Source organism: Nocardia sp. NPDC059228, assembly GCF_042754245.1.
Taxonomy (GTDB): domain Bacteria; phylum Actinomycetota; class Actinomycetes; order Mycobacteriales; family Mycobacteriaceae; genus Nocardia.
Genome location: NZ_JBHZAL010000011.1, coordinates 102,832 through 128,425, shown reverse-complemented (window position 1 = coordinate 128,425; position 25,594 = coordinate 102,832). Strand labels below are relative to the sequence as shown.

Here is a 25,594-nt window from a genome sequence, read left to right as displayed (position 1 = left end):
CCAACCGGGAATTGCGTGTAACAGCCCGCCCCGCAGCAGGTTCGGGGCACCACCGCGCGAGCCCGGACCACGACGATCGCCGAGCGGGTCATCGAATCAGCTCCCGTCGAGACCGAGCAGGGTGCGCAGATGGCGCGGGGCGGGGGAGCCGTGGGCGAGCATGGCGTCGTGCCAGTCGCGCGGGGGAGTGGTGGCCGGGCGGGCGGCGGCAATCGCGGCGACCTCGGTATAACCGACGAAATAGGTCGAGAGCTGGGTGGAGCTGAGCAGGGTGCGGCGCCACTTGCCGGCGGCCTCGCCCTCCTCCTGGAGGCCGCGGTCCCGCATCAGCCGCAGGGCCTCGGCTTCGGTCATGCCGTCGCAGTGCACCGACTGGTCGAGGATGGCGTTGATGGTCATGCGCAGGTGGGACTTCAGCTGCTGCAACCGCACCGGCAGGCCGCCGAAACCGGTGTCGGCCATGAGCTTCTCGGTGTAGACCGCCCAGCCCTCGATGAAGGTGCCGCTCCAGCACAGCGCGCGCACGGGGGTGGAGCCGCGGAAGCGGCGCGACCGGGCGAGTTGCAGGTAGTGGCCGGGCATGGCCTCGTGCACGGTCAGATTGCGCATCATGTGGTTGTTGTATTCGCGATAGAACGAGGTCACCCGCTCGGGCGACCAGTCCGCCGGGGTCGGCGCGATGGCGAAAAAGGTCGGCAGCTCGGCGGTTTCGAGCGGGCCGACCGGATCGCAGTACGCCACCGCCACCCCGCGCGCGAACTCCGGCATCTTCTGGATGACCAGCGGATCCTCGACCAGGGTGGCCAGGTCGTGGTCGCGGACGAAGGCGGTGGCCTCCGCCAGCGCCGCGGCCGCCACCGCGACCACCGTGCCATCGGCCGGTCGGTCCGCCGACAATTGCGCCAGCGCCCGGCGGACGGTCTCCGCATCCGGATTCGCGACACCGAGCAGTTCGCCTGCCGCGGAGCGGATCTCGCCGGTCAGCCGATCCAGGTGCCGGTGCGCGCGGTCCAGGATCTCCCGCGCGCCCAGCTCGGTGTCCAGGGTGTGCCAGAGCTTCGCCTCCCACAGCCTGCGGCCCAGACGCGGATCGCGGTCCGCGCCCTCGACCTGGCCGGTGAGCCACGCGGTGAAGTCGGTCAGCGCCGACATCGCCGCGGTGGCAGCGGGTTCGATCTCGAAGCCGGGCACCTCGGCGGCCAGCGCGGGCACCTGGTCACGCACCAGCGCGGTCACGCCGCCGAACTGCCCGATGGCGGTCTCGACGTGCACGCGCGGCATCTCGCCGAGCAGCGCGCGGGCGGTGGCCAGCGCGTCGGGCACCGCCGCCAGCCGGTCGCGCAGCGCCGCCAGCCGCACCTCGGCGGGCGCGAACGGGCGTGCCAGCAGGTGGTGGAGCAGCGGTCCGGGATTGTGCACCAGCGGATTCCACTCGTGCTCGCGGATCTCGGTGAGCTCGAACAGCAGGCCGTCGACCCGCTGCTGCAGGAGCGCGAGATCGACGCCGTCCGCGGGGGCCAGGTCGTCCGGGTCGACCTCGGCCAGGGTGTGCGAGGCCTCGCGCAGCAGCTCGGCGTGCCCGCGCACCGCCTCCGCCGACCAGTCGGGGAGCCGATGATCGGCACGGTGATCGCCCACCGAGGCGGCCAGCTGCGGACCGGCGGTCAGCAGCGCTTCGACGATGCGCTCGGCGCGGGAGACGAATATCGGCGACATGGCAGCCACGCTAGCGCGCCTCCGGCCGCCGGTAGGCCACCAGCACGATCCCCGCCGCGACCAGCACCAGCAGCAGCGAAAGCGCCACGGCGGCATCCGGATCGGACTCGCGCTGGAGATAGATCTCCAGCGGCAGCGTGCGGGTCTTCCCCTGCAGGCTGCCCGCGAAGGTGAGCGTCGCGCCGAACTCGCCCAGGGCGCGGGCGAAGGCCAGGATCGTGCCCGACACCAGCGCGGGGCGCAGCAGCGGCACGGTCACCCGCCACCACACCAGCGACGGCCGCGCACCCAGGGTGGCGGCGATCCGTTCGTACCGGTCGCCCGCGGTGCGCATCGCGCCCTCCAGCGTGATCACCAGGAACGGCAGCGCCACGAAGGTCTGCGCCAGCACCACCGCGGTCGTGCTGAAGGCGATGCGGATGCCGAGCGACTCCAGCCGGTGGCCCACCAGCCCGTTCCGCCCGAACAGGTACAGCAGCGCCAGACCACCCACCACCGGCGGTAGTACCAAGGGCAGCAACACCAGTGCGCGCAGCACCGGCAGCGCCCGCCAGCGCGAGCGGGCCAGCACCGCGGCCATCGGCACACCCAGCAGTACGCACAGCAGCGCGGCCGCCACGGAGGTGCGCAGGCTCAGCAGCAGCGCCACCCGCGAGGACTCCGAAGTGATCAGATCCAGGAAATGCGACCAGTCCACCGCCCCGGTCAGCGCCACCAGCGGACCGGCCACCAGCACGAAGCCGATGGCCGCCGGCAGCAGCAGCCAGACCGGGGGCTTGATCACGGCCGTCCGAAACCGGCCTGCTGCAGCGCCTGCTGCCCGTCGGGCCCGGTGACCAGCGTGACGAAGTCCTTGGCGGCCGCGGCGTTCTTCGAATCCGCCACGGTGGCAATCGGATAGGTGTTCACGGCGGTCGCGGACTCCGGGAAGTTCACCGTCGTCACCTTGTTACCCGCGCCCGCCGCGTCGGTGACATAGACCAGGCCCGCATCGGCCTGCCCCGAGGTCACCTTGGCCAGCACGTCGGTCACCGAGGACTCCTCGCTGACCGGCGAAATCGACACGCCCGCACCTGAGGTCACCTTCTTGGTGGCCGAACCGCACGGCACCTGCGGCGCGCACACCACCAGGCGCAGCCCGGACTTGGACAGATCCGCCAGCGAACCGATGTGCGCCGGATTACCCGGCGGCGTCACGATGGTGAGCACATTGGTGGCGAAAGTCTGAGGCTTGTCGGTGATCCGGCCGCCCTTCACCGCCTTGTCCATGTTCGCCTGATCGGCGGAGGCGAAGACGTCGGCGGGCGCGCCCTGATTCAACTGCGCCACCAGATCCGAGGAACCGGCGAAGGAGAAGGTCACCTTCGTGCCGTGGTGCGCGCTCTCGTACTGGGTGCCCAGCTGGGTGAACACCTGCTTGAGCGAGGCGGCCGCGAAGACCGTGATCGTCGTGGTGTCACTGCTGTCCGAGGAGGAACCGCAGCCCGACAGCAGACCCGCGCCCAGCACCGCGGTCGCGGCCAGCGCGGCGCCGGACCTGGAACCTAGGCCGCGCCACCGGTTTCCGTGGCGGTCTCGACCACCACCGTGGTGGCCTTCACGCTCGCCCACGCCACGCTGCCGGGTTGCAGCCCCAGCTCGCGCACCGACTCGCTGCTCATCAACGACACGACTGTGAACGGTCCGCATTGCATCTCCACCTGTGCCATCACGGTATCGGCCACCACCCTGGTGACCAATCCGGGAAAACGATTGCGCGCCGAACTGGCACTAGCCATCCGGGTCTGTGGAGTGCGAGCCTGCTCGACGGCCAATTCCGCGAGCTCGCTGCCATCCACCACCAGGCGACCGGATTCGTCCTTGCGCGCGGACAGCACGCCACCATCGATCCAGCGGCGCACGGTGTCGTCGCTGACGCCCAGCAGCTGGGCGGCGTCACGAATCCGAATTTCGGGCATGACAAGCAGAATAGATCCGCAAATACGGAAATACCAACCGAATCGAACCGTAGATGCGGACCACAACGGCCGGCAAGGTGTTCCAGTTCACTTTCGCGCCGCTGGCGGTCGCACCGGCGGCCAGTACGCTCGAAGCAATCATGGCCACGTATTTCGATCCGAAGGCCTGGTCACCCCTGCGCGCGGTAGACCTGGGTATGGACCTCGGAAGACGCTTGTTCGATCAGAGCTGGCTGGACCAGTGGACCAGTTTCACCACCGCCTGGCTCGAACCAGCCGCCGACTTCGGAGCCGGGACAGTCACCGCGCTCATGCCCGACGTCCTCATGACGCTGCTGTCGGAGGGCATCCTGAGCCAGTTCGGCGGGCAGGAGGTCCGCGCCACCCTGCTCGGACACGACCTGCGAGCCACCCTCCACACGCTCAAGGTGCGCCGGCGCGGGGCGCACTTCCAGACCAAAACCGTGCTCACCGGGCTGATCTGGAACACCCACCCCATCGAGGAACTCACCGTCATCGCCCACGGCGTGCGGCTGATACCCGGCGTCCCCACCAAGCTGCGGACCTCACAGCTCGACCTCACCGGCGTGATAACCCTTGCGGCACTGCTGGAGTGGATCAACACCTGGCAGCCCGACTGGGAACTGCAGCCCGCCGGCGACGGGCTCATCCTGGCCCGCCACCGGCGCCGCAGTATCCGGGCGCTGGCCGCGGCCGAGATCACCGACAACGTCCTGTCCATCACCGTGCACCGGGCCCACTGGCGAAAGGTACGCGCGCCCAGGCGATTCACGACGCTGAACCCGATTCCGCTGTCGGGGCTGGGCGAGGCGCGCATCAGCCGGGCCGAACACGCCGGGGAACACGTGTTCTTCAGCGCCGACCTGCCCGCGATCAGCGGCTCGTTCGATCTCGCGCAGATCCGCTCGGCCATCGTCGCGGGGACGACGCTGATCGTCTTCTAGGGAAGCCCAAGCTCCCAGGGCTTCAAACCTGCTGGGTCGGCCACCATTCGAGCAGGGCCGCCTCGGCCTCTTCACGTGTCATCGGACCACGGTCCAGGCGCAGTTCCTTCAGGAAACGCCACGCCTTGCCGACATCCGGGCCCGGCTTCAGGTCCAGCAGCTCCATGATCGAATTGCCGTCCAGATCCGGACGCACCCGCTCCAGATCCTCCTGCTCCCGCAGGCGTTCGATCCGGGTCTCCAGATCGTCGTAGGTCGAACGCAGGGCGGCGGCGCGGCGCTTGTTGCGGGTGGTGCAGTCGGCGCGGACCAGCTTGTGCAGACGGGGGAGCAACTCACCGCCGTCGGTCACGTAGCGGCGCACCGCCGAATCGGTCCACTGGCCCTTGCCGTAGCCGTGGAAACGCAGGTGCAGGTACACCAGCCGCGCCACGTCCTCGGTGAACTGCTTCGGATACTTCAAGGCGCGCATGCGCTTTCGCACCATCTTCGCGCCCACCACCTCGTGATGGTGGAAGCTGACCCCGCCGCCGGGCTCATTGCGCTTGGTCGGCGGCTTGCCGATGTCGTGCAGCAGGGCGGCCCAGCGCAGCACCAGATCCGGATCGCCCTGCTCCTGATCGATGGCCTGACGCAGCACGGTCAGCGAATGCTGGTAGACGTCCTTGTGCTGATGGTGCTCGTCGATCTCCAGCTGCATGGCCGGGACCTCCGGCAGCACCCGCTCGGCCAGCCCGGTCTCGACCATGACATCGATGCCCTCGGTCGGGTATTCGCCGCCGATCAGCTTGTCCAGCTCCGCCCGCACCCGCTCGGCCGTGATGCGATCGATCTCCGGAGCCATCTCGACGATCGCCGCCCGCACCCGCGGCGCCAGCCGGAAACCCAGCTGCGCGACGAAGCGCGCGGCGCGCAGCATGCGCAGCGGGTCGTCGTGGAACGAATCATGCGGCAGCGCAGGCGTATCCAGCACCCCGGCCAGCAGCGCCTCGACGCCGTTCAGCGGATCCACGAACTCCAGCTCGCCCAGCGCGCCGATGCGCACCGCCATCGCGTTCACCGTGAAATCGCGGCGCACCAGATCACCCTCGAGGGTGTCGCCGAAGGTGACCTCCGGATTGCGCGAGACCCGGTCGTAGGTGTCGCTGCGGAAGGTGGTGATCTCCAGCTGCTGCCCGGACCTGGCCGCGCTCACCGTGCCGAAGGCCAGACCACCGGTGTCCCACAGGTGATCGGCCCAGCCGCGCATCAGCTCCTGCACCACCTCGGGGCGGGCATCGGTGGTGAAGTCCAGATCGGTGCCCAACCGGCCGAGCACCGCGTCGCGCACGCTACCGCCGACCAGATACAGCTGATGACCGTGCGCGGCGAACAGTTCACCCAGCGGAGTCAGCACATCCGAGAGCCGTCCCAGCGTTATCGCGGCCGCCGCCAGCAGGCGAGTACGACGATCCTCCACGGCTGCTTCCTCGGACTTCGGCGAAACCACGAAAAGGAAGCCTACCCAACTCCCGGTAGCTCTCCGGGGCTCCGCCCCCGAACCCCCCGGAACCAGACCTCGGGGCTCCGCCGCCAACCCCACGGACAGGGCCCGGCGTGCCGCCCGGCGAACGGTATCTACCTGCTATGAGAGCTCTGTATATATAGGAGCTACCGCGCAGGGGCGGGTGCGGCCGCCTTCACCTATAGACTGACGCAGTGTCCCCGGCCGATCGCGCGAACAGTCGACGCCGCCAGCCCCGGCGGCGTGGTTCGGCCGGTACTGCGGCGAAATCCACCGGCGCGGCCAAGCCTCGCATGCGCACGGTCCGCGAAACCTCCGCGGGCGGACTGGTGGTCGACGGCCTCGACGGGCCCAGCGATAAACGCTGCGCCGCCCTCATCGGACGCACCGACCGGCGCGGCCGGCTGCTCTGGTCGCTACCCAAGGGCCACATCGAAGAGGGCGAGACCGCCGAGCAGACGGCCATTCGCGAGGTGCAGGAGGAGACCGGCATCCACGGCACCGTGGTCGCCGAACTCGGCAGCATCGATTACTGGTTCGTCACCGAGGGCCGGCGGGTACACAAGACCGTGCACCACTATCTGATGCGCTCACTCGGTGGTGAGCTCTCCGATGCCGACGTCGAGGTCACCAAGGTGGCCTGGGTTCCCTTGAGCGAACTAGACTCCCGGCTCGCCTACGCTGACGAACGCAGGCTGGCCGAGGTCGCCAACCGGCTGATCGACCGGATGGAGAACGGCAGACAATGACGCGTGCGGGATCGCAGCGCACGCTGCTTTCACTCGTCGCGGTAATGCTGGCGGTGCTCACGACGCTGGGAATCGGACCCGGAATCGGCACACCCATTGCCGCCGCCGAACCCACCGGCAGCGGCAGCGGACAGCCGAGCGGACCGAAATTCCTGAAGCTGTCCCTGGATTCGGTGACGCCCACCACCATCACCGCCGCCAGCGACCCCTACTTCGTGGTGTCGGGCACCGTCACCAATATCGGTGACCGGCCGGTGGACGACGTCAGCATCCGCATCCAGCGCGGCGCGGCCGTCACCAGCCCCAGCGGACTGCGCTCCACCCTGCGCCTGGACCAGGTCAACTACGACATCAACGGCGAATTCCAGGACGTCTCGGACCAATTGACCCCGGGACAGCGCAAACAGTTCAGCCTCACCGTCGCCCTGCGCGCGGGAACCGATCTGCCCAGCGACATCTCGTCACTCGACATCACCGCCCCCGGCGTCTATCCGCTGCTGCTCAATGTGAACGGCCAGCCCGCGTACGGCGGGCAGGCCCGCCTCGACGACGCCCGCTTCCTGCTGCCCGTCCTCGGCGTCCCCGGCACCGACCCCAAACGCGCGCTCGCACCGGCCGCTCCGCCCGCGCTCGACGCCCCGCCGGTGGCCACCACCATGCTGTGGCCGCTGGCCGACCGGCCCCGCCTGGTCGCCGGACAGCCCGGCACCCCCGACGGGCAGGCGCTGCTCACCGACGACGACCTGGCCGCCTCACTCGCGCAGGGCGGACGGCTCGACCAGCTGCTCTCGGCCCTGGAGAGCGTGGTCAAACCCGACAGCGGGCGCGACCGCAGCCTCGTCAACGCGCTCTGCCTGGCCGTCGACCCGGACCTGCTCATCACCGTGTCCGACATGACCAGGGACTACCGGGTGCTGGCCAGCCCCTCGGATCCGGACGGGCCGACCCGCTCCGGCACCGGCAGCCACGCCGCCAAGACGTGGCTGGAACGGCTGCGCGCCCTCGCACCCGGAATGTGCGTGGTGGCACTGCCGTTCGCGCAGGTCGACCCGGGCGCGCTGGCCGCCGCCGGCGACGTCACGCTGGCCGACCGCGCGCTCAACGCGCCCGCCGACCTGATCGACTCCCTGCTCGCGGTGAAATCGGTACGCGGCGTGGCCGTTCCGGATGCCGGCACCGTCGACACCGACGGCGCCACCCTGTTCGCGCACCACGGCTTCACCACCACCGTGCTCGCCGACAACGCCGTGACCACCGGCGACAACCGCGCCAACTTCGCCACCGCCAAGACCCCACCGGGCGGCGCCGCCCCCGAACCCGGCACCCCCGACGTGGTGAACCTCGCCGACATCACCCTGCCGCCCGCCGCCGGCGCCACCCCGCCGCCCGCCACTCTGCACGCCGCCACCTTCGACATCTGGGCCGCGACCGCCCTGGCCGCCATCGGATCCAATCCGCCCACACCGCCTTTCACCCCCGACAAGGTCCGCTACGAGGTCACCAACGACTCCCGCGCCGCCCGACTGCAGGACGCGCTCGGAGCCATGGCCTGGACCGCGCTCAACCCGGAACCCGGCCGCCCGCGCTCGGCGCTGCTGATGCCGCCGCAGCAGTGGGGCGCCAACCGGGACGAAGCCTCCACCGTGCTGGGACAACTGGACCTGCTGGTGAAGAACGGCCTGGCCACGCCGCGGCCGTTCACCGATCTGGTTGCGCAGCAGCCGGATCCGCAGGGCTACGAGCTCGACTACCCGAGCGAGGCCGCCGACGACGCCGTACCCGCCCACTTCGCCGAACCGGTGCACCAGCAGGCCCAGCGCATCACCGAGCTGATGAGCGCGCTGGTCGACGTGCCGCAGCAGGAACTCAGCCCGCGCGCCTTCCTCACCCCGCTGCGCGACGACCTGATCCGGGTGCTCTCGCTGTCCGACCGGCGGGCCGGGACCGCCGCCGCGGACACCAACGCCCAGCGCCGGCTCGACCAGACCACCAAAACCATGGACAACCTCTACGGTTCGGTGACGGTACTGCCGCCCGGCGGCGTCTACACCCTCGCCTCCGAGCAGAGTCCGCTGCTGCTGGTGGCCCGCAACGACCTCCCAGTGGCCATCCGGGTGCGCTTCAAGATCGACGCGCCGGCCGAGACGAACATCACTGATATCGGCGAACAGCAGCTGCCCGCCAAGGGGAACCGATCCTTCCAGATCCCCACCGAGGTATCCGACAGCCGAAACCTGGTCATTCCCATCGCGCTTACCACATCCGACGGGGTGCCGCTCGGCAATGCCGTATCGGTATCCGTGCGGTCCAACGCTTACGGTCAAGTGTTGGCAATAATTACTGCGTGCGCCTGTGCGCTGCTGCTCCTGCTGGTCGGCCGCCGGCTCTGGCACCGCTTCCGCGGACAGGCCGACCCGGCCGACGAAGGGTTCGACCCCGAACCCCGAGGCGAGGACGACAGTGCGGCGCGCACGGGTAAGCGGGACAAGAAACGACAGGAGGCACGGTGAGCGAGTACGGCGGGCCGCGCTCATCCGGCCGACCAGAGGGACCCGACGGGCCGCCGCCGCGGCGCACGCCATCGGCGCCGTGGGAACGCGGCGCGCCCCGCCCCGGCCCGCGCGGCCCGCAGGGCCCGGCCTCCGGACAGCAGCGAGCGGTTCCCGGTAATCCGCAGGGATACCCGGGACAGCAGTATCCGGCCAAACCGTCCGGTCCGCAGCGGCAGGCGCCGCTGCCCGGCGAATCCGGGCCCATCATGCACCGCCCCCGTCCCCAGCAGGGACGACCCGATCCCATGGCGGACGGGCGCGTCCCGGCCGAGGAGCGCTACCACTGGGGACACCCCGGCGGCGAGGGCAACCGTCCGCCCGGCCCCGGACCACAGCGCTATCAGACACCGCCGATGTCGAACCCGCGCCCGGCTCCGTCGACCGGGCCACAGCGCCAGGCTCCTGCGACCGGGCCGCAACGCCAGGCGATGTCGCGCACCGCGACCGTCCCTGCCGCTCAGGTGGCGGAGAAGGCCGACAACTCCAACGCCAAGCTGGTCCGGGATACCGGGTCGCTCGCCCTCGCAACCCTGATCAGCCGCATCACCGGTTTCGCCAAACAGGCGCTGCTGCTGACTGTGCTCGGACCGGCCATCGCCAGTGCCTTCACCATCGCCAGCTCGATCCCGAACATGATCTCGGAGCTGCTACTCGGCGCGGTGCTGACCGCCATCGTCGTGCCGACACTGGTCCGTGCCGAGCGTGAAGACGCCGACGGCGGCGCGGCCTTCGTGCGCCGCCTCTTCACCATGGCGCTTGCTGTTTTGAGCACGGGCACGGTCATCGCGTTGATTCTCACCCCGGTACTGACGAAACACGTCTTCCTCTCCGCCGACAGCAAGGTCAATTCCGGACTCACCACCGCGTTGACCTACATGCTGATTCCCGCGGTGCTGCTGTACGGAATGTCGGCGCTGCTCATGGCGATTCTGAACACCCACCAGGTGTTCAAGCCCGGCGCCTGGGCACCCGTCCTCAACAACTGCGTCGCCCTGCTGGTGCTCGGTCTGTTCGCGCTGGCACCGGGCGAGATCACACTCGATCCGATTCGGATGGGCGAACCGAAGCTGCTGCTACTCGGTATCGGCACCACCGTCGGCGTGGCGGTCCAGGTAGCGACGCTGCTGCCGGCGATCCGGCGGGAAGGCATCGACCTGCGCCCCCTATGGGGATTGGATGCGCGTCTCAAGCAGTTCGGCGGCATGGCCGCGGCCATCGTGCTCTACGTCCTGATCAGCCAGGCCGGTTTCAGCTTCACACTGCGCGTCTCCTCGCACGCCGACGTCGCGGGTCCGACCATCTACCAGAACGCCTGGCTGCTACTGCAACTGCCGTGGGGCGTGCTCGGCGTCACCCTGCTGACCGCGATCATGCCGCGGCTGAGCCGCAACGCCGCAGCCGACGACACCCCGGCGGTGGTGGACGATCTGGGCGCGGCCACCCGGCTGACCATGATCGCGCTCATCCCGATCGTCACCTTCCTCACCTTCGCCGGACCCCAGATCGGCGAGGCGATCTACGGCTACGGCCGCTTCGGCGCTGACGCCGCGCGACTCGGCGAGGCGGTGTCCTGGTCGGCGTTCAATCTGATTCCCTATGCGCTGGTGCTGATTCACCTGCGGGTCTTCTACGCTCGCGAACAGGCGTGGACACCGACCTGGATCATTCTCGGCATCACCAGCGTGCAGATCACGCTGTCCGCATTGGCGCCGGTCCTGTTCTCCGCCGACCATGTGGTCATCGCCCTCGGTGTGGCCCGCGGGCTCGGCTTCGTCACCGGCGCCATCATCGGCGGCTGGCTGCTGCACCGCAGCCTGGGCGATCTGCGCATGGCCAACGTCGGCCACACCATCACACGGGTGGTGCTGGCCTCGCTGGCGGGTGGCGCGGTCCTGCTCATCGTGGACAAGGTGCTGGGACTGCACCGGCTTTCGGAGTCCTTCGGCGGCATCGGCTCGCTGGTGCGGGTCGGCCTCACCGCCCTCGTCATGTTCGGCGTGGCCTTCGGCCTGATGCGCCTGCTCGGCATTCCCGAGATCGTGGCCATCACCGTCGCGGTGTCGCGCCGGCTCGGCATCACCCCGCCCGCACCGGATCTCGATCTCGACGGCACCCCGCTCGAGGACATCCACGAGACCACGCTGCTGCCCAAACCGGACCTGCGGGCGGCGCCGTACTACTACCGCTTCGATCCGTACCTCGACGCGCAGACCATGGTGCTGCCCGTCATCCGGCCCGATGCGGTTGAACTCACCGAAAAGACCGAGTTCCCGTACCCTGTTCGGCAGGCAAGCGCAACTGCCCAGACCGGCATGTCCGCGGACAGCTCCCGCGGCACGCCGGACAGTGCACGGACACCGGACGGCGGCTTCCGCACGACTTCGGATGCCGGCGCAGCGGCTCCGGCTCCGATACATCGGTCTTCGACACACCAGGGCGAAGGAGGAACGAGGGTGAGCGACGATGCGGCGGGCGGTGTCCCGGCCGCCGAATCCGCAACGGCCGCGGGCGGCGGGCTCTCCACGGACACCCCTCCCTCCGGCGCGGCCGGCGGAAAGCCCGGTGGCCGAGCCGAATCCGCGGCCCGCTCCGGCGGTCCCGGCGACCACGAGGAACCCGAGCACCTACCCGAGGCGGAGGACCACGCCGGTCCCGAAACCGGTGTGTACGAGGCCATCTCGCCGCAGATGCCGCCCATGCGGGTGGAATCGCCGAGCAAGCGCATCCAGCGCGGCCCCAAGCTGACGCCCGGCGCGTCGGTGGCGGGCGGCCGGTACCGGCTGCTGGCCAGCCACGGCGGCGCGCGCGGGCTCAAGTTCTGGCAGGCCCTCGATGTGAAACTGGACCGCGAGGTCGCGCTCACCTTCGTCGACGCCGATCAGCAGGCCACCGACAACTCCGGACACGATGGGCCGCAGGCCATCCTGTCGCGCACGCTGCGCCTGGGCCGGATCAACTCGCCCGGTCTGGCCCGCGTGCTGGACGTGGTGCGCGGCTCCTCCGGCGGCATCGTGGTGGCCGAATGGACCCCCGGCCGCTCGCTCAAGGAGATGGCCGAGACCGTGCCGTCGCCGATCGGCGCCGCGCGCGCCGTCCGGGCACTGGCGGCCGCGGCCGAAATGGCGCACCGCGGTGGCGGTTCGCTGTCCATCGACCATCCGGACCGGGTACGCATCAGCGCCGCCGGCGACGCCGTGCTGGCCTTCCCCGGCACGCTGTCCGACTCGGACGCCCAGTCCGACGTGCGCGGCCTGGGCGCCATGCTCTACGCGCTCATGACCGCGCACTGGCCGATCCGGGTCGGTGGCATCTCCGGCAGCGCGGCCACCGTCGGCGGCCTGCCGCTGGCCGACTTCGGCCCGGACGGAACGCCGGTGGAGCCCAGAACCATTCGGCCCGAGGTGCCCTTCGAGATCTCCGCGGTCGCGGTGCGGTCGCTGGAGTCCAACAAGGGCGTGCGCACCGCCGCCACCGTCCAGCACGTGCTGGAGCAGGCGTCGGTGGTGGACCAGAAGACCGACTTCATCCCGGTGCTGCGCCTGGGTCAGAAGCCGCCCAGCGCACCCGACGAGACCCTCGCCGATCCGGAACTGCTCGCCGCCGAGAAGGAACGCTCGCAGCGGATGATGTGGATCCTGGTCGGTCTGGGCGTGCTGGCCGCGCTGGTGGTCGGCGTCATCATCTGGTGGCTGCTGAGCGTCTTCGCGCCCGGCTCCTCCAACGCGCCGCTCAACGAACAGCGCAATATCGGCCTCACCACCTCGGCGACGGCGCCGTCCAGCCCCGGCGCGTCCCAGGCTCCGGCCAGCGCGCCGGCCACCGGCGGGGTGCCGGTGCCGGTCACCGGCGCCACGGTGTTCTCCCCGGAGGGCACCCCGGACAATGTCGGCAGCATCGCGGCGGTGCTGGACAACAACCCGGCCACCACCTGGCGCACCGACGCCTACTTCCAGCAGTTCCCGGCCCTGAAGAAGGGCGTGGGCGTGCTGACCACCCTGGGCAGCCCCAGCAAGCTGACCAAGGTGATCATCGAATCGCCCTCGCCCGGAACGCAGGTCGAGATCCGCACCTCGCCGACCGCCTCGCCGACCCTGGATCAGACCCAGCTGATCGGGTCGGCGGTGCTCGGCGAAGGCACCACCGAGATTCCGGTGCGGGCCGATCAGCCGGCCCGCTACGTGCTGGTGTGGATCACCCAGCTGGCCAACAACGGGGGTCAGTTCCAGTCTTCGATCGCCGAGATCCGGTTCGAAGCCAGCGTCTGATTTGCCCTCCGCTTCGCTCCGAGCTGGTTCGCGCCCTGAAGGTCTCGTTTTCCCTCCTCCGCTCCTCCGCTTCGCTCCCCGCTACGTCAGTCCAGAACGAGACGGGCCGCGAACCTGAGCGTCGAGCATCACTGAGCGCTGATCACAAGCAGATCGCGCAATTTCAGACCAAGCGGCTGCTACCTGCGCTTTTTCTCGATTTTCGTTGCTACCGAATCGTTACCTTCGATATGATCTTGCGTACTCTCGGCAAGGGGAGCTCCCGGGCGCCGACTTCTACGGTCCCGGATGACAGCCACACATCTCGGTGACGCCCGGCCCGTGAACAGGCCGTGCCACCGGTCTGGGGAAGCATTGTCGTCAGCGCACGAACTCGTGGAAGCACCGCAGGTCAGCGATCGCGACCTGCTCACCGCCCACGCCGGTGGGGCGCCCTACGCCTTCGCCGAACTGCTCCGCCGCCACCGCGACCATCTCTGGCAGACCGCGCTACGCGCCTCCTACGGCCCCGAGGACGCCGCCGACTCGCTCCAGGACGCCCTGCTGTCCGCGCACAAGGCCGCGGGCGCCTTCCGCGGCGACGCCGAGGTGCGCAGCTGGCTGCACCGCATCGTGGTCAATGCCTGCCTGGACCGCATCCGCCGCAACAAGCTGCGCCGCACCGAACCCCTGTCCGAGGACACGGCCGACGAACCACGCTGCCCGCGAGACGATTTCGCGGCCCTGGAGGCCAGCCTGATGGTCGACGCGGCGCTGTTCACCCTGCCCGCCGACCAGCGCACCGCCCTGGTCGCCATCGAGCTCGAGGGCTACTCCATCGCGGATGCCGCTGCGCTGCTGGGCATTCCGGAGGGGACCGTCAAGAGCCGGTGCGCCCGCGGGCGGCGGCGGCTCGCGGCGCACTTCCACGAAACGAACACCGGACCTGCGATGGACACCTGAATTCCACTCGGACACCGCGATATTGGGGGAACCTTGAACGGTTCCGCTGCGTCGGATACAAAGACAGGTCTGCGTTTCCTACTCGAGGCCCTGGAGGGGCAATGGAGGACACCGGAGGAGCAATGGCGGGTACCGCGGTACCCACGCCGCCCTTCTCCACCGAACTGCTCGCCGATCTGCACGGCGGCAGTCTGCCGCCGGAAGAATCCGAGCGGCTCTGGCCCGCGGTCCGGCGCGACCCCGAGGCCATGCGCTATCTGCACTCACTCGACCGCGTCGACGATCGCCTGCACGACCTCGGCCGCGACGAACACATCGCCCACCCCATGCCCGCCGAGGTGGCCGCCCGTCTGGAACGCATGATCGAAGACCTCGCCACCGGCGACGAGGACCCGGCCGCCGGCCCGGCCACCGCCGACCGGCCTGCCACCGTGACCCGGCTGCCCGCCGCGCCGCCACCTGTCACCCGCTCCACCCATCCGGCCCCGCCCTCCACCGCCCCCATGCCGGTGCTCGACGGCTCCGTCTTCGATACCGGCCGGCTCGATCCCCGTGAGTTCGAGGACCCCGAACCCCCGGCCGCGTTCGAGGACGACACGGATCCCGGCGAGCCCGTCCCGTTCGAGACCCCCTCCCGCCGCCTGCGCTGGCTCACCGTCGCCGCGGCCGCCGCGGCGGTGGTCGCGGGCGCCGTGGTGGCCGTGGACGCCGTCAGCACCCGCACCGTGACCCCGGCCGCCCAACCGGCCGCCGACGCCACCCTGGACCCGGGTCTGGCGCCGACGGCCGTCCTCACCGCCATGGGCCGCCACGACATCACCGGCCCGCTGGCGGCCGGCAACGCGCTCGCCGCGTGCCTGCGGGCGGCCGGGCTGGACCGCCAGGTGCTCGGCTCCCGCAGCGTCGTGTTCTCCGGCACACCCGGGGTACTGGTGCTGCTGGCCGGCCCCAAGCCCCCGCAGATCACCGCGGCCGTCCTCGGAACAGCCTGCGGCCCAGGCAATCCGCAGGTGCTCGGACGCGCCGACATCGGCTAGCGCCCAACGATCTTGGAGATCGGCCTGTAATTCGCGGCCCGGAGCGAAGCGGAGGGCAAAGAGGCACGGGAACAACAGCGTTTAGGCTGTTGTTGACCGACACGCTCACGCTCGAGCGATCGAGATTCTGCACAACAGCTTCGGAGGGCCACCTTGAGCACGCCTGTTCGCGACCTGATCATCGTCGGTTCCGGTCCGGCCGGCTACACCGCCGCGGTGTACGCCGCCCGGGCGGAACTGGAACCGCTGCTCTTCGAGGGCACCCAGTTCGGCGGCGCGCTCATGACCACCACCGAGGTCGAGAACTTCCCCGGCTTCCGCGAGGGCATCATGGGCCCCGACCTCATGGAGGAGATGCGGGAGCAGGCCAAGCGCTTCGGCACCGACATCCGCACCGAGGACGTCGACGCCCTCGACCTGACCGGTCCCATCAAGAAGGTGACCGTCGGCGGCGAGGTCCACGAGGCCTACGCTGTGATTCTCGCCATGGGCTCCGCGGCCCGCTACCTGAACGTCCCGGGCGAGCAGGAGCTGCTCGGCCGCGGCGTCAGCGCCTGCGCCACCTGTGACGGCTTCTTCTTCAAGGGCCAGGACATCGTGGTGGTCGGCGGCGGCGACTCGGCCATGGAGGAGGCGACCTTCCTCACCAAGTTCGCCAGCTCGGTGACCATCATCCACCGCCGCGAGGAGTTCCGCGCCTCCCGCATCATGCTGGAGCGGGCCAAGAACAACGACAAGATCCGCTTCGTCCTGAACTCGGAAGTCGTTGCGGTGCACGGGGATACCGCGGTCACCAGCCTGACCCTGCGCGACACCCGCACCGGCGAGACCTCCGAGCTGGCCGCCACCGGCCTGTTCGTCGCCATCGGCCACGACCCGCGCAGCGAACTGGTGCGCGGCCAGGTCGATCTGGACGACGAGGGCTACGTGCTGGTCCAGGGCCAGAGCACCCACACCTCGCTGCCGGGCGTCTTCGCCGCCGGCGACCTGGTCGACCACACCTACCGGCAGGCCATCACCGCCGCCGGTACCGGCTGCCGCGCGGCCATCGATGCCGAGCGCTGGCTCGCCGAGCAGGGTGACATCACCACCAACACCCTCGATCACGCCGGCCAGCCGGTGGAAGTGAACAACTAAAAGGAGCTAGGCATGTCCGACGCCAAGACCGGTGCCACCAAGACGGTGACCGACGCCACGTTCGCCGACGAGGTGTTGCTCAGCGAGAAGCCCGTTCTCGTCGACTTCTGGGCCGCCTGGTGCGGCCCGTGCAAGATGGTCGCACCGGTGCTGGATGAGATCGCCGCCGCCAACACGGACAAGATCACCATCGCCAAGGTGGACGCCGACAACAATCCTGAGACCGCGGCCCACTACGGCATCATGTCGTTGCCTACTATGGTCCTGTTCCAAGGGGGCAAGGAAACCAAGCGGATCGTCGGTGCGAAGGGCAAAGCCGCCCTCTTGCGCGAACTGGAAGAAGTTCTTTAACGACTCGCCGTAGGATGCCTGCACTCGACAGTTGCCGAAATTCGGTCCGGGTCTGAAACAATCGTTCGACGCTCCGGTCGTGCGTAGGTGTGAACCGCCGCATGAATGGGTACCCGGGTTGGCGGAAGGAAAGGGCTCTCACGCATGCACCGACTTCGTCACGGCGATACAGGACCAGCCGTAGCAGAGGTTCGGAGCACCCTGGCAAGCCTCGGGTTCCTGCATTCCCGCCCCAACAGCGACCCCTCGGGTCCGATCGGGGAGTACTGGAAGGACGCCGACGCGACCTTCGACCATGATCTGGACTCCGCGGTGCGTGCCTTCCAGCAGCACCGCGGACTCCTGGTCGACGGCGTGGTCGGTCCGGCGACCTACCGCGCGCTGAAAGAGGCGTCCTACCGCCTCGGCGCGCGGACCCTCATCTACCAGCTGTCCGCACCGCTGTACGGCGACGATGTCGCCACCCTGCAGCGGCGACTGCAGGATCTGGGCTTCTACGTGCACCGGGTGGACGGCTACTTCGGCCCGCACACCCACGACGCGCTCACCTCGTTCCAGCGCGAGATCGGGCTGTCCTCGGACGGCATCTGCGGTCCCGACACTCTGCGCTCGCTGGATCTGCTGGGCGCCCGCGTCACCGGCGGCAACCCGCACCGCATCGCCGAGGAAGAGGTGGTGCACCGGGCCGGGCCGCAGCTCACCGGTAAGCGCATCGTCATCGATCCGGGTCTGGGCGGACCCGACAAGGGCTGCCCGGTGCCGACCGAATTCGGTGACGTCTACGAATCGGAGATCCTCTGGGATCTGGCCAGCCGGCTCGAAGGACGCATGGCCGCAACCGGTATGGAGACCTTCCTGTCCCGGCCGTGGGGCGCCAACCCCTCCGACGCCGAGCGGGCCGAGACCTCCAATACCTTCGACGCCGACCTGATGATCTCGCTGCGCTGCGCCAGCAATGACAGCGGTGCCGCCAGCGGCGTAGCCAGCTTCCACTTCGGCAACTCGCACGGTTCCACGTCCATGATCGGACAGGTGCTGGCCGGGTTCATCCAGCGCGAGATCGTGGCACGAACCTCATTGCAGGACTGCCGGACCCACGCCCGCACCTGGGATCTGCTGCGGCTCACCAAGATGCCGACCGTCCAGGTCGACATCGGCTACCTGACCAGTGATTACGACTCCGCGGTGCTGACCAACCCGCGCATGCGCGATGTGATCGCCGAGGCCATCCTGATCTCCGTGAAGCGGCTGTACCTGCTGGGCCAGGACGACCAGCCCACGGGGACATACACATTCGCCGAACTGCTCGCCGAGGAACTGGCGGCCGCAGACCGGCCCTGATGTTTCACATGAAACAAACCCCTCCAACCCATTCGGGCTGGAGGGGTTTTGCTTTGAATCGACTCGGTGTTGGAGGAGTGGGAACCCCGGCCGTCTACCGCGTCGCGATGCGGGTGGGCATGGTCAGCGCGGCCGCTGCGAGGAGCTGATCGAGCGCCCGCTCGACGTCTTCCTTCCACAGGTGCTCGTGATCCAATTCCAGACGCAGCCGCGGGAATCGATGATGCGAGGCGACCACCTTGAAACCGACGTCCTCCAGGAAGTCGGCCTCGATCATGCATTGCTCCGGCGAACACCCGGACGGGGCAGGCGGGGGGAAGCGGCGCGGCGTGCCGATCCGCTCGCGCAGGGTCATGGAACCGATGGCCGGCATCGCGGTCGTCGGCGGATCCTTGCGAATACCGAACGCCTCGATGGCCCGCACGCCGCGGCGCACCAGATCGCTCACCACGGCCTGAATCAGCTGCAGGGCTATGTCGGTGTCGCGGTAGGGCATTTCGGCGCTCAGCGTGGTCAGCAGCACCGCATCCGGGCTCACCGGGGAGGTGGGGAAGAGGCCGGCACGCGGCACCGCGCTGGGCGGCGCATAGAGCGCGCAGCCCGCCGACCGGTCATCCACCACGGCGACCTGTCCGCACGACCCCCACTGCAACATGACAGTGGAGAGCCAGGCCTCCTTCTCGAAGGTCGGGTCGCTGAAGCTATGGGAATCCGCCGCCACCGCCGGATCGATCTCCCAGAACACGCACCGCCGCGCATGTACCGGAAGTTTGTCGAGTCCGCCGAGGGTAAGTGCGGTCACGCTGGTCGACACCGCTCTGCTCAGCCTCCAGCTGTCTGATTCATCCACACTCACGCCGCATCACACAGTGCTCGCCAAAAAGAATAAGCGATCAACGCTTTACGCCTCTCCAGGGCCATGAACCCGAACGTCACAGTGACGTTTCCACTGTGACCCTCGGGGTGGACCCACTCTAGGGCTTCGACTGCTCCATGAGACTGACAATTCGCTCGAGATCATCGATGGATCCGAACTCGACCGTGATCTTGCCCTTGCGCTTGCCCAGACTGACCGTCACGCGGGTGTCGAAGGACTCCGACAACCGCTCCGCCACGTCCTGCAGACCCGGCATCTGAATCGGCTTGCGTTTGGGCGCCGGGGGAGCGACCGCATCCGGATTCCGGTTCGCCAGGGTGACGGCTTCCTCGGTCGCCCGGACCGACATGCCCTCTGCCACGATTCGCGCGGCCAGGGCCTCCTGCGCGTCGGCCCCCGCCTCCAGGGCCAGCACCGCACGGGCATGCCCGGCCGACAGCACGCCGGCCGCCACCCGGCGCTGCACCGGAATCGGAAGCTTCAGCAGGCGAATCATATTGGTGACGACCGGACGCGAACGGCCGATGCGCGAGGCCAGTTCCTCGTGGGTGACGCCGAACTCCTCCAGCAGCTGCTGATAGGCGGCCGCCTCTTCGAGTGGGTTCAGCTGCACCCGATGGATGTTCTCCAGCAACGCGTCTCGCAGCATGGAGTCGTCCGCGGTCTCACGCACGATGGCCGGGATGGCGGGCAGGCCCGCCTCCTGGCTGGCCCGCCATCGCCGCTCGCCCATGATGAGCTGATAGCGGGGGACCGGTGCGGACTCGACCTGACGCACCACGATGGGCTGCATCAGACCGAATTCCTTGATGGAGTGCACCAGTTCGGCGAGCGCCTCTTCTTCGAAGACGGTGCGCGGCTGCTTGGGGTTCGGCTCGATCTGCTCCGGCGGGATCTCCCGGTAGACCGCACCCGCGTCCGTGCCGTCGACGACCGACTCGACCGGATCGGGAACCCGATGCAGGTACGCCGACGCCGGCTGCGGACCAACCGGATCCAGGCCGATGACAACATTGGCGGCGGCACTGCCGAGCCCGCCGGGCGTGGTCGCCGGGCCGGTCGGGATCAGTGCCGCGAGGCCGCGCCCCAGTCCACCCTTCTTCGCCTGACTCATCGGCCTACCGACCCCTTCCGTTGTTCACCGTTCACCGCCACCGAGATTCACCTACACACCGGATTGTGCGTCCGAAACGGACGCCGGCGCAGTCTGGCGCGCCGAGTTACGCGACGCGATCTCACGTCCGGCATCGAGGTAGCTCATCGCACCCCGCGAGCCCGGATCGTAATCGAGGACGGTCATGCCGTAGCCGGGAGCCTCCGACACCTTCACGCTGCGCGGGATGACCGCGCGCAGCACCGCGTCGCCGAAGTGCGAGCGCACCTCCTCGGCCACCTGATCGGCGAGCTTGGTGCGGCCGTCGTACATGGTGAGAACGACGGTGGAGACGTGCAATCCGGGATTCAGATGTGCCTGCACCAGACCGATATTGCGGAGCAACTGACCCACGCCCTCGAGTGCGTAGTACTCGCACTGGATGGGGATCAGCACCTCCTTGGCGGCGACCATCGCATTGACGGTGAGCAGACCCAGCGACGGCGGGCAGTCGATCATGACGTAGTCGATGTCGTACCCCGCGAGGTTGGCCTCCTGGATGGCGGCCTTGAGCCGGCCCTCACGGGCGACCATGGAGACGAGTTCGATCTCCGCGCCGGCCAGGTCGATGGTGGCCGGAATGCACAGCAGCCGTTCATTGTGCGGGCTCTGCTGGATGGCGTCGCTGACCGAGCACTCGCCGATGAGAAGTTCGTAGCTGGAGGGGATGCCCGAGTGGTGCTCGATGCCGAGGGCGGTGCTGGCATTGCCCTGCGGGTCGAGGTCGATGACGAGCACCCGCATGCCCTGAATGGCGAGCGCGGCAGCCAGATTCACGGCCGTCGTGGTCTTGCCCACGCCGCCCTTCTGATTGGCGATGGTGATGATGCGCTGTTCCCGGGGACGCGGTATCTGGGCATTGGTCCCCGACAGCACCTGACTCGCGCGTTGCGCCTCGGCGGCAATCGGGGTGTCAGCGGAGATGTTCCCGAACGGGGTACGGCTGAACTCGTCGGTATCGAAGGGACCGCTATCGAGCATGCCGGGAACCCGGGACGTTGTTTCCCGTGAAACATTCGCCGGACCGTTGGACATACAGGCTCCTAACCCGAAGAACTCAAAGACACATGGCCGAGCAGAATTTCGCGCACCCGGCAGCAACGGCCGCGACGCTGCGTTGTCACCGAGGGCTGGCTCGAATCGGCTGGAAGTCGTTCACGCTCGACGTTCATTAGCTTGCCAGTAGAGGACACAATACGGAAGTTGAACGGACAGCTTCGCACCGCGACACGCCTCGAGTCGGGAAACTCACCCGCGAAACCACTCAAAGATCGCAACCGGCTTCATGTTTCACATGAAACATCGCGACCCCGGAGTTGCCCCAGCTTCGTCAGTGACGCTTCGGGCGACCGGTCCCACGACCCCCGCCCTTGCGCTCCGCGCGGCGCTCGGCGCGCGCCAACCGTTCAGCGCTGATGACATAGGTCGGCGTCTCGAGCACTCCCACACCGCATTCCAGAACCTCGGCGTGCCCCGCACCCGCCTTGGTCAGGTCGTCGCGATCGCGCGCGAGTTCCTCGGCGGCGCTGATTCCCTTGAGCGCCAGCATCCGTCCGTGTTCGTGGACCAGCGGCATGGACCACCCCGCCAGCTTCGCCAGGGGAGCGACCGCACGGGAGGTGACAATGTCCGCGCCGCCCGCCTCCTTCTTCACACCGGCCTGCTCGGCCCGGCCGCGCACAATGAGGACATTGTCGAGTCCGGCCTCGGCCACGAACTCGGCCAGGAAGACGGTCCGGCGAAGCAGCGGCTCCACCAAGGTGATTCGGAGATCGGGGCGGGCAATGGCGAGCGGGATGCCAGGCAGGCCCGCCCCGCTGCCGATGTCGACCACGCGGACGCCGTGGGGGATCAGGTCACCGATGACCGCACAGTTGAGAATGTGGCGATCCCACAGCCGGGGAACCTCACGCGGGCCGATCAGTCCGCGCTCCACGCCCGCGGTGGCGAGGGCGGTGTAGTAGAGCCGGGCCTTGTCGAGCCGATCGCCGAAAACGACCGCGGCCGCGGCCGGAGGATCGACCGGACCCGGAGCGGTCATCTCGGTGTCAGGTTCCACGTGAAACATCCTTCCGAACGAACTTGCCCAACCCATGGGGGACTGTCGAGGATCGTGCCCCCGAACCCCCTCGCACGGTGGCGAATTGCGACGGGGGACGACTTCAGATAAGCGTAGGGCCCCCGGGTCTCTGCAACCCGGGGGCCCTGCCGTACGTGTCCGCGTGTCAGGCGGGGAGTACCACCACGCGACGGTTCGGCTCCACGCCTTCGCTCTCGCTCACCACACCGTCGAGGGCGGCCACGGCGTCGTGGACGATCTTGCGCTCGAACGGGGTCATGGGAGCGAGGGCTTCACGCTCACCGGTTTCCAGCACGCGCTTGGCCGCCTCGGTGCCGAGCGCGCTCAGCTCCGAACGACGATTGGCGCGCCAGCCCGCGACATCCAGCATGAGCCGGCTGCGCACGCCGGTCGCCTGCTGCACGGCCAGCCGGGTCAGCTCCTGGAGCGCGTCCAGCACCTCACCCCGGCGACCGACCAGCTTCGCCAGATCCTTGCCGCCGTCGATGCTCACGACAGCGCGGTCCCCCTCGACATCGAGGTCGATATCGCCGTCGAAGTCGAGCACATCCAGCAGCTGCTCGAGGTAATCGCCGGCGATCTCGCCCTCTTCGATGAGCGCTTCCTCGGCGTCGGTCGCGGCGTCCGGTGCCGCAGTCGCTGCCGTCACAGTGGGTTCCCCTCCGTCGGTTTCAACAGTCATGGTTGTTTCCTTCATCTGGAGTTGTAAGTCTCAGCGACGCCGCTTCTGGTTGGCGCGGCCACGATTACCGGAGCGCTTCTTGCCGGTGCTCGGCCGGGCGCCGGGCGCGGGCTTGGCACCATTCTGCGACGCCTGCGGCGCATCGGAGACGCCACCCTCGACGGCATCGGCGGGGGCGTCCTCGACCTTGGCGGCCGCCTGCTTCTTGCGGACGTCGACCGGCTTGGCGCCCGGCTTCGGGGCGTTCTGCGCGCGACGCTCCAGGGCCGCCTGCTTCTTCTCTTCTTCTTCCTTCTCGATGCGGCCGAAGACGAGGTGCTGCTGCCCGTAGGTCCAGATGTTGTTGGAGACCCAGTAGATCAGGATGGCGACGGGGAGGAACGGACCACCCACGAGCACACCGAGCGGGAAGACGTACAGCGCCATCTTGTTCATCATGGCGGCCTGCGGGTTGGCCGCGGCCTCCGCGGACTGCCGGGCCACCGAGGCGCGGGCGTTCATGTGGGTCGCGACACCGGCGATCACCATGAGCGGAATCGAGACCAGCGCGATGGACAGCTTGGTCGGCACGCCGCCGTAGTCGGCGAAGGACTGCAGCACGGTGGCGGGCTCGGTGATGTAGGCCGAGAGGGGAGCGCCGAAGAGCCGGGCGGACAGGAAGGACTGAACGTCGGCGGCGGAGAAGATGTAGTTCGGAGTGTGGGCATTGTCGTAGGGCGTCATGCCCAGCTGCCCGATCCCGTGGCCGGTGCGGTTGAACGACCGCAGCACGTGGAACAGACCCAGGAACACCGGAACCTGCAGCAGCACCGGCAGACAGCCCATGAGCGGGTTGAAGCCGTGCTCCTTCTGCAGCTTCTGCATCTGGACCGTCATCTCCTGACGGTCGTTCTTGTATTTCTTCTGCAGCTCCTTGATCTGGGGCTGCAACTCCTGCATCTGCCGGGTGGTGCGCACCTGCTTCACGAACGGCTTGTAGAGCACGAGCCGCAACGTGAACACCAGGAACACCACGGCCAGTGCCCAGGCGAATCCGCTGTTCTTGCCCAGCACATACCCGAATGCCTGGTGCCAGAACCACAGAATGGCCGACACCGGGTAATAAATGAAGTCGAGCACGGCGCTATGCACTCCCGTCGTTCGTATCGCCGGTCACCGCGGGCGATGATCCTTCGTAAGCTGATGCCGCGTGCCGGTGCTTGCGCTCCGGTACGGGGTCCCACCCACCAGGGTGCCAGGGCGCACATTTCGCCAATCGGACGGCCGTCAGTCCGAGCCCGACGAACAGTCCTCGGGTGCGCAGCGCCGTCACCGCGTACTCACTGCACGAGGGAGTGAATCGGCACACCGGCATGCGGGTGGGGGAGATATAGGTCCGATACAGCTCGATGAGGAATATCAGAGCTTTGGCCGGTATCCGGGCAGCGGCGCGCAGGGCGTTCATGACAGAGCGCCGAGCTTGCGCAAACCGCTGTGCAATTGACGCAGCAGTTCGTCGGAGGGCGCGCCGGCCGCACCCGGCAGGGCGCGAATGACGATGTCTGCGCCGCCGGGCAATTCGGCCGTCAAGCTTGCGCAGATATGACGCAGGCGGCGGGCCACCCGGTGGCGTACCACCGCCGGACCCACCGCCTTGCTGACGATCAAGCCGAAACGCGGACCGCCCACCCGGATGGCCGGGGTCGATCCGCTCGACTGATCATCGTGTAGCAGTACGTGCACAACGAGGTCCCGTCTCCCGATCCGCCGGCCCTGGCGCACCGTCCGGGAAAAGTCGATGCGCCGGTGCAGCCGGTAGGGCTCAGGCAGCACCTGAGCATCCAGCGGAGTGCGGGCGGATGGGGGACCGGAGACCGGACGGCGAGTCGTACATACGACGCCGCATCCGGGGGTTACCGAATCAGGCCGTGAGCTTGGCGCGGCCTTTGCCACGGCGCGCCGAGACGATGGCACGACCCGCACGGGTCCGCATCCGAAGACGGAAGCCGTGGACGCGCGCCCGACGACGGTTGTTCGGCTGGAACGTCCGCTTGCCCTTGGCCACGGTCAACACTCCTCTAGGTGGTGGGCATCCGGTGACGCCCGAAGCTTGTCGGTGAAACAGTGCTCTCGAGGGACCTGGGTCTCTCGGCGCAATACCCTTGTCGGCACGGGCAGCAGACAGCCGCCACCGCACCACAGGGTGACTGTAGAAGGGTACTTACCCCCTGGACGAGGGTCAAACTCGGGGGTAGAGGCCCGATTTCCGCACTGGATCGATCGTTCCGCGTGGCGTTTGCTGCGGG

At 68.7% G+C, this 25,594-nt stretch carries 23 protein-coding genes; 9 read left to right on the top strand and 14 right to left on the bottom strand.

The genetic code is table 11. The features are described 5' to 3' along the window. Nucleotides 1-96: 96 nt before the first annotated feature. Genes ACFXKA_RS19015 through ACFXKA_RS19000 form a run of 4 tightly spaced genes read right to left on the bottom strand, consistent with a single transcriptional unit; the run spans nt 97 to nt 3,674 of the window. Nucleotides 97-1,716: a DUF885 domain-containing protein gene (locus ACFXKA_RS19015; RefSeq protein WP_379428222.1), complete on the bottom strand. Its 1,620-nt coding sequence runs from the start codon at nt 1,714-1,716 to the stop codon at nt 97-99. 10 nt (nt 1,717-1,726) lie between these two features. Beyond that, nucleotides 1,727-2,500 (bottom strand): ABC transporter permease, encoded by a 774-nt coding sequence (locus tag ACFXKA_RS19010; protein WP_379428221.1) that lies wholly within the window; start codon nt 2,498-2,500, stop codon nt 1,727-1,729. After that, nucleotides 2,497-3,240: a molybdate ABC transporter substrate-binding protein gene (gene modA / locus ACFXKA_RS19005; protein WP_379428280.1), complete on the bottom strand. Its 744-nt coding sequence runs from the start codon at nt 3,238-3,240 to the stop codon at nt 2,497-2,499. Before modA ends, ACFXKA_RS19010 begins: the two co-directional genes overlap by 4 nt. Nucleotides 3,241-3,260: 20 nt before the next feature. Then, nucleotides 3,261-3,674 carry a TOBE domain-containing protein gene (locus ACFXKA_RS19000; protein WP_354849050.1) on the bottom strand — a complete coding sequence of 138 codons (414 nt, stop codon included), beginning with the start codon at nt 3,672-3,674 and terminating at the stop codon, nt 3,261-3,263. Nucleotides 3,675-3,727: 53 nt separating this feature from the next. Between ACFXKA_RS19000 and ACFXKA_RS18995 the strand changes: the two genes are divergently transcribed. Further along, nucleotides 3,728-4,639 carry a hypothetical protein gene (locus ACFXKA_RS18995; RefSeq protein ID WP_379428220.1) on the top strand — a complete coding sequence of 304 codons (912 nt, stop codon included), beginning with the start codon at nt 3,728-3,730 and terminating at the stop codon, nt 4,637-4,639. Nucleotides 4,640-4,661: 22 nt separating this feature from the next. On the opposite strand, the gene ACFXKA_RS18990 is transcribed toward ACFXKA_RS18995, so the two are convergent. Further along, nucleotides 4,662-6,128: a CCA tRNA nucleotidyltransferase gene (locus ACFXKA_RS18990; protein WP_379428219.1), complete on the bottom strand. Its 1,467-nt coding sequence runs from the start codon at nt 6,126-6,128 to the stop codon at nt 4,662-4,664. A 209-nt stretch (nt 6,129-6,337) separates the two neighbouring features. Between ACFXKA_RS18990 and ACFXKA_RS18985 the strand changes: the two genes are divergently transcribed. The 8 genes from ACFXKA_RS18985 to ACFXKA_RS18950 all read left to right on the top strand — a co-directional run bounded on the left by ACFXKA_RS18985 (nt 6,338) and on the right by ACFXKA_RS18950 (nt 18,517). Then, complete coding sequence (locus tag ACFXKA_RS18985) at nt 6,338-6,892, top strand: NUDIX hydrolase (protein ID WP_354849043.1); 555 nt, start codon at nt 6,338-6,340, stop codon at nt 6,890-6,892. Next, nucleotides 6,889-9,402 (top strand): DUF6049 family protein, encoded by a 2,514-nt coding sequence (locus tag ACFXKA_RS18980; RefSeq protein ID WP_379428218.1) that lies wholly within the window; start codon nt 6,889-6,891, stop codon nt 9,400-9,402. Before ACFXKA_RS18985 ends, ACFXKA_RS18980 begins: the two co-directional genes overlap by 4 nt. A gap of 470 nt (nt 9,403-9,872) precedes the next feature. Further along, complete coding sequence (locus tag ACFXKA_RS18975; protein WP_379428279.1) at nt 9,873-13,709, top strand: lipid II flippase MurJ; 3,837 nt, start codon at nt 9,873-9,875, stop codon at nt 13,707-13,709. Nucleotides 13,710-14,084: 375 nt separating this feature from the next. Further along, nucleotides 14,085-14,651: an RNA polymerase sigma factor SigM gene (gene sigM, locus ACFXKA_RS18970; protein WP_354849037.1), complete on the top strand. Its 567-nt coding sequence runs from the start codon at nt 14,085-14,087 to the stop codon at nt 14,649-14,651. Nucleotides 14,652-14,752: 101 nt separating this feature from the next. Beyond that, a complete protein-coding gene (locus ACFXKA_RS18965; RefSeq protein WP_379428217.1) occupies nt 14,753-15,688 on the top strand; it encodes a hypothetical protein in 936 nt (311 codons plus the stop codon). Nucleotides 15,689-15,841: 153 nt separating this feature from the next. Next, nucleotides 15,842-16,825, top strand: coding sequence for a thioredoxin-disulfide reductase (gene trxB, locus ACFXKA_RS18960; RefSeq protein ID WP_379428216.1), 984 nt, complete (start codon nt 15,842-15,844; stop codon nt 16,823-16,825). Between the two features lie 12 nt (nt 16,826-16,837). Further along, entirely contained in the window at nt 16,838-17,176 is a 339-nt protein-coding gene (gene trxA, locus ACFXKA_RS18955; protein WP_354849029.1) for a thioredoxin, read from the top strand. A gap of 144 nt (nt 17,177-17,320) precedes the next feature. Next, the gene (locus tag ACFXKA_RS18950; protein WP_354849026.1) at nt 17,321-18,517 is read left to right on the top strand and encodes an N-acetylmuramoyl-L-alanine amidase; all 1,197 of its coding nucleotides are present in this window, start codon (nt 17,321-17,323) and stop codon (nt 18,515-18,517) included. A gap of 94 nt (nt 18,518-18,611) precedes the next feature. Here ACFXKA_RS18950 and ACFXKA_RS18945 read toward each other — a convergent pair whose 3' ends face one another. The 9 genes from ACFXKA_RS18945 to rpmH form a co-directional block, all read right to left on the bottom strand. Continuing rightward, entirely contained in the window at nt 18,612-19,331 is a 720-nt protein-coding gene (locus ACFXKA_RS18945; protein ID WP_379428215.1) for a GNAT family N-acetyltransferase, read from the bottom strand. Nucleotides 19,332-19,491: 160 nt separating this feature from the next. Then, on the bottom strand, nt 19,492-20,508 hold the full coding sequence (locus ACFXKA_RS18940; protein WP_354849021.1) for a ParB/RepB/Spo0J family partition protein: 1,017 nt from the start codon (nt 20,506-20,508) through the stop codon (nt 19,492-19,494). A 51-nt stretch (nt 20,509-20,559) separates the two neighbouring features. Continuing rightward, nucleotides 20,560-21,528, bottom strand: coding sequence for a ParA family protein (locus ACFXKA_RS18935; protein ID WP_379428214.1), 969 nt, complete (start codon nt 21,526-21,528; stop codon nt 20,560-20,562). 349 nt (nt 21,529-21,877) lie between these two features. Then, nucleotides 21,878-22,615: a 16S rRNA (guanine(527)-N(7))-methyltransferase RsmG gene (gene rsmG, locus ACFXKA_RS18930; RefSeq protein ID WP_379428213.1), complete on the bottom strand. Its 738-nt coding sequence runs from the start codon at nt 22,613-22,615 to the stop codon at nt 21,878-21,880. Between the two features lie 157 nt (nt 22,616-22,772). Further along, nucleotides 22,773-23,309 carry a protein jag gene (locus ACFXKA_RS18925; RefSeq protein WP_354849012.1) on the bottom strand — a complete coding sequence of 179 codons (537 nt, stop codon included), beginning with the start codon at nt 23,307-23,309 and terminating at the stop codon, nt 22,773-22,775. A 30-nt stretch (nt 23,310-23,339) separates the two neighbouring features. After that, the gene (gene yidC / locus ACFXKA_RS18920) at nt 23,340-24,428 is read right to left on the bottom strand and encodes a membrane protein insertase YidC (RefSeq protein ID WP_354849009.1); all 1,089 of its coding nucleotides are present in this window, start codon (nt 24,426-24,428) and stop codon (nt 23,340-23,342) included. Nucleotides 24,429-24,432: 4 nt separating this feature from the next. After that, nucleotides 24,433-24,753, bottom strand: a complete 321-nt coding sequence (yidD, locus tag ACFXKA_RS18915) for a membrane protein insertion efficiency factor YidD (RefSeq protein ID WP_354849007.1) — start codon at nt 24,751-24,753, stop codon at nt 24,433-24,435. Next, the gene (gene rnpA, locus ACFXKA_RS18910; protein WP_354849003.1) at nt 24,750-25,121 is read right to left on the bottom strand and encodes a ribonuclease P protein component; all 372 of its coding nucleotides are present in this window, start codon (nt 25,119-25,121) and stop codon (nt 24,750-24,752) included. The genes yidD and rnpA overlap by 4 nt, the downstream gene beginning before the upstream one ends. A gap of 88 nt (nt 25,122-25,209) precedes the next feature. Continuing rightward, a complete protein-coding gene (gene rpmH / locus ACFXKA_RS18905; RefSeq protein WP_033085250.1) occupies nt 25,210-25,353 on the bottom strand; it encodes a 50S ribosomal protein L34 in 144 nt (47 codons plus the stop codon). Nucleotides 25,354-25,594 lie beyond the last annotated feature (241 nt).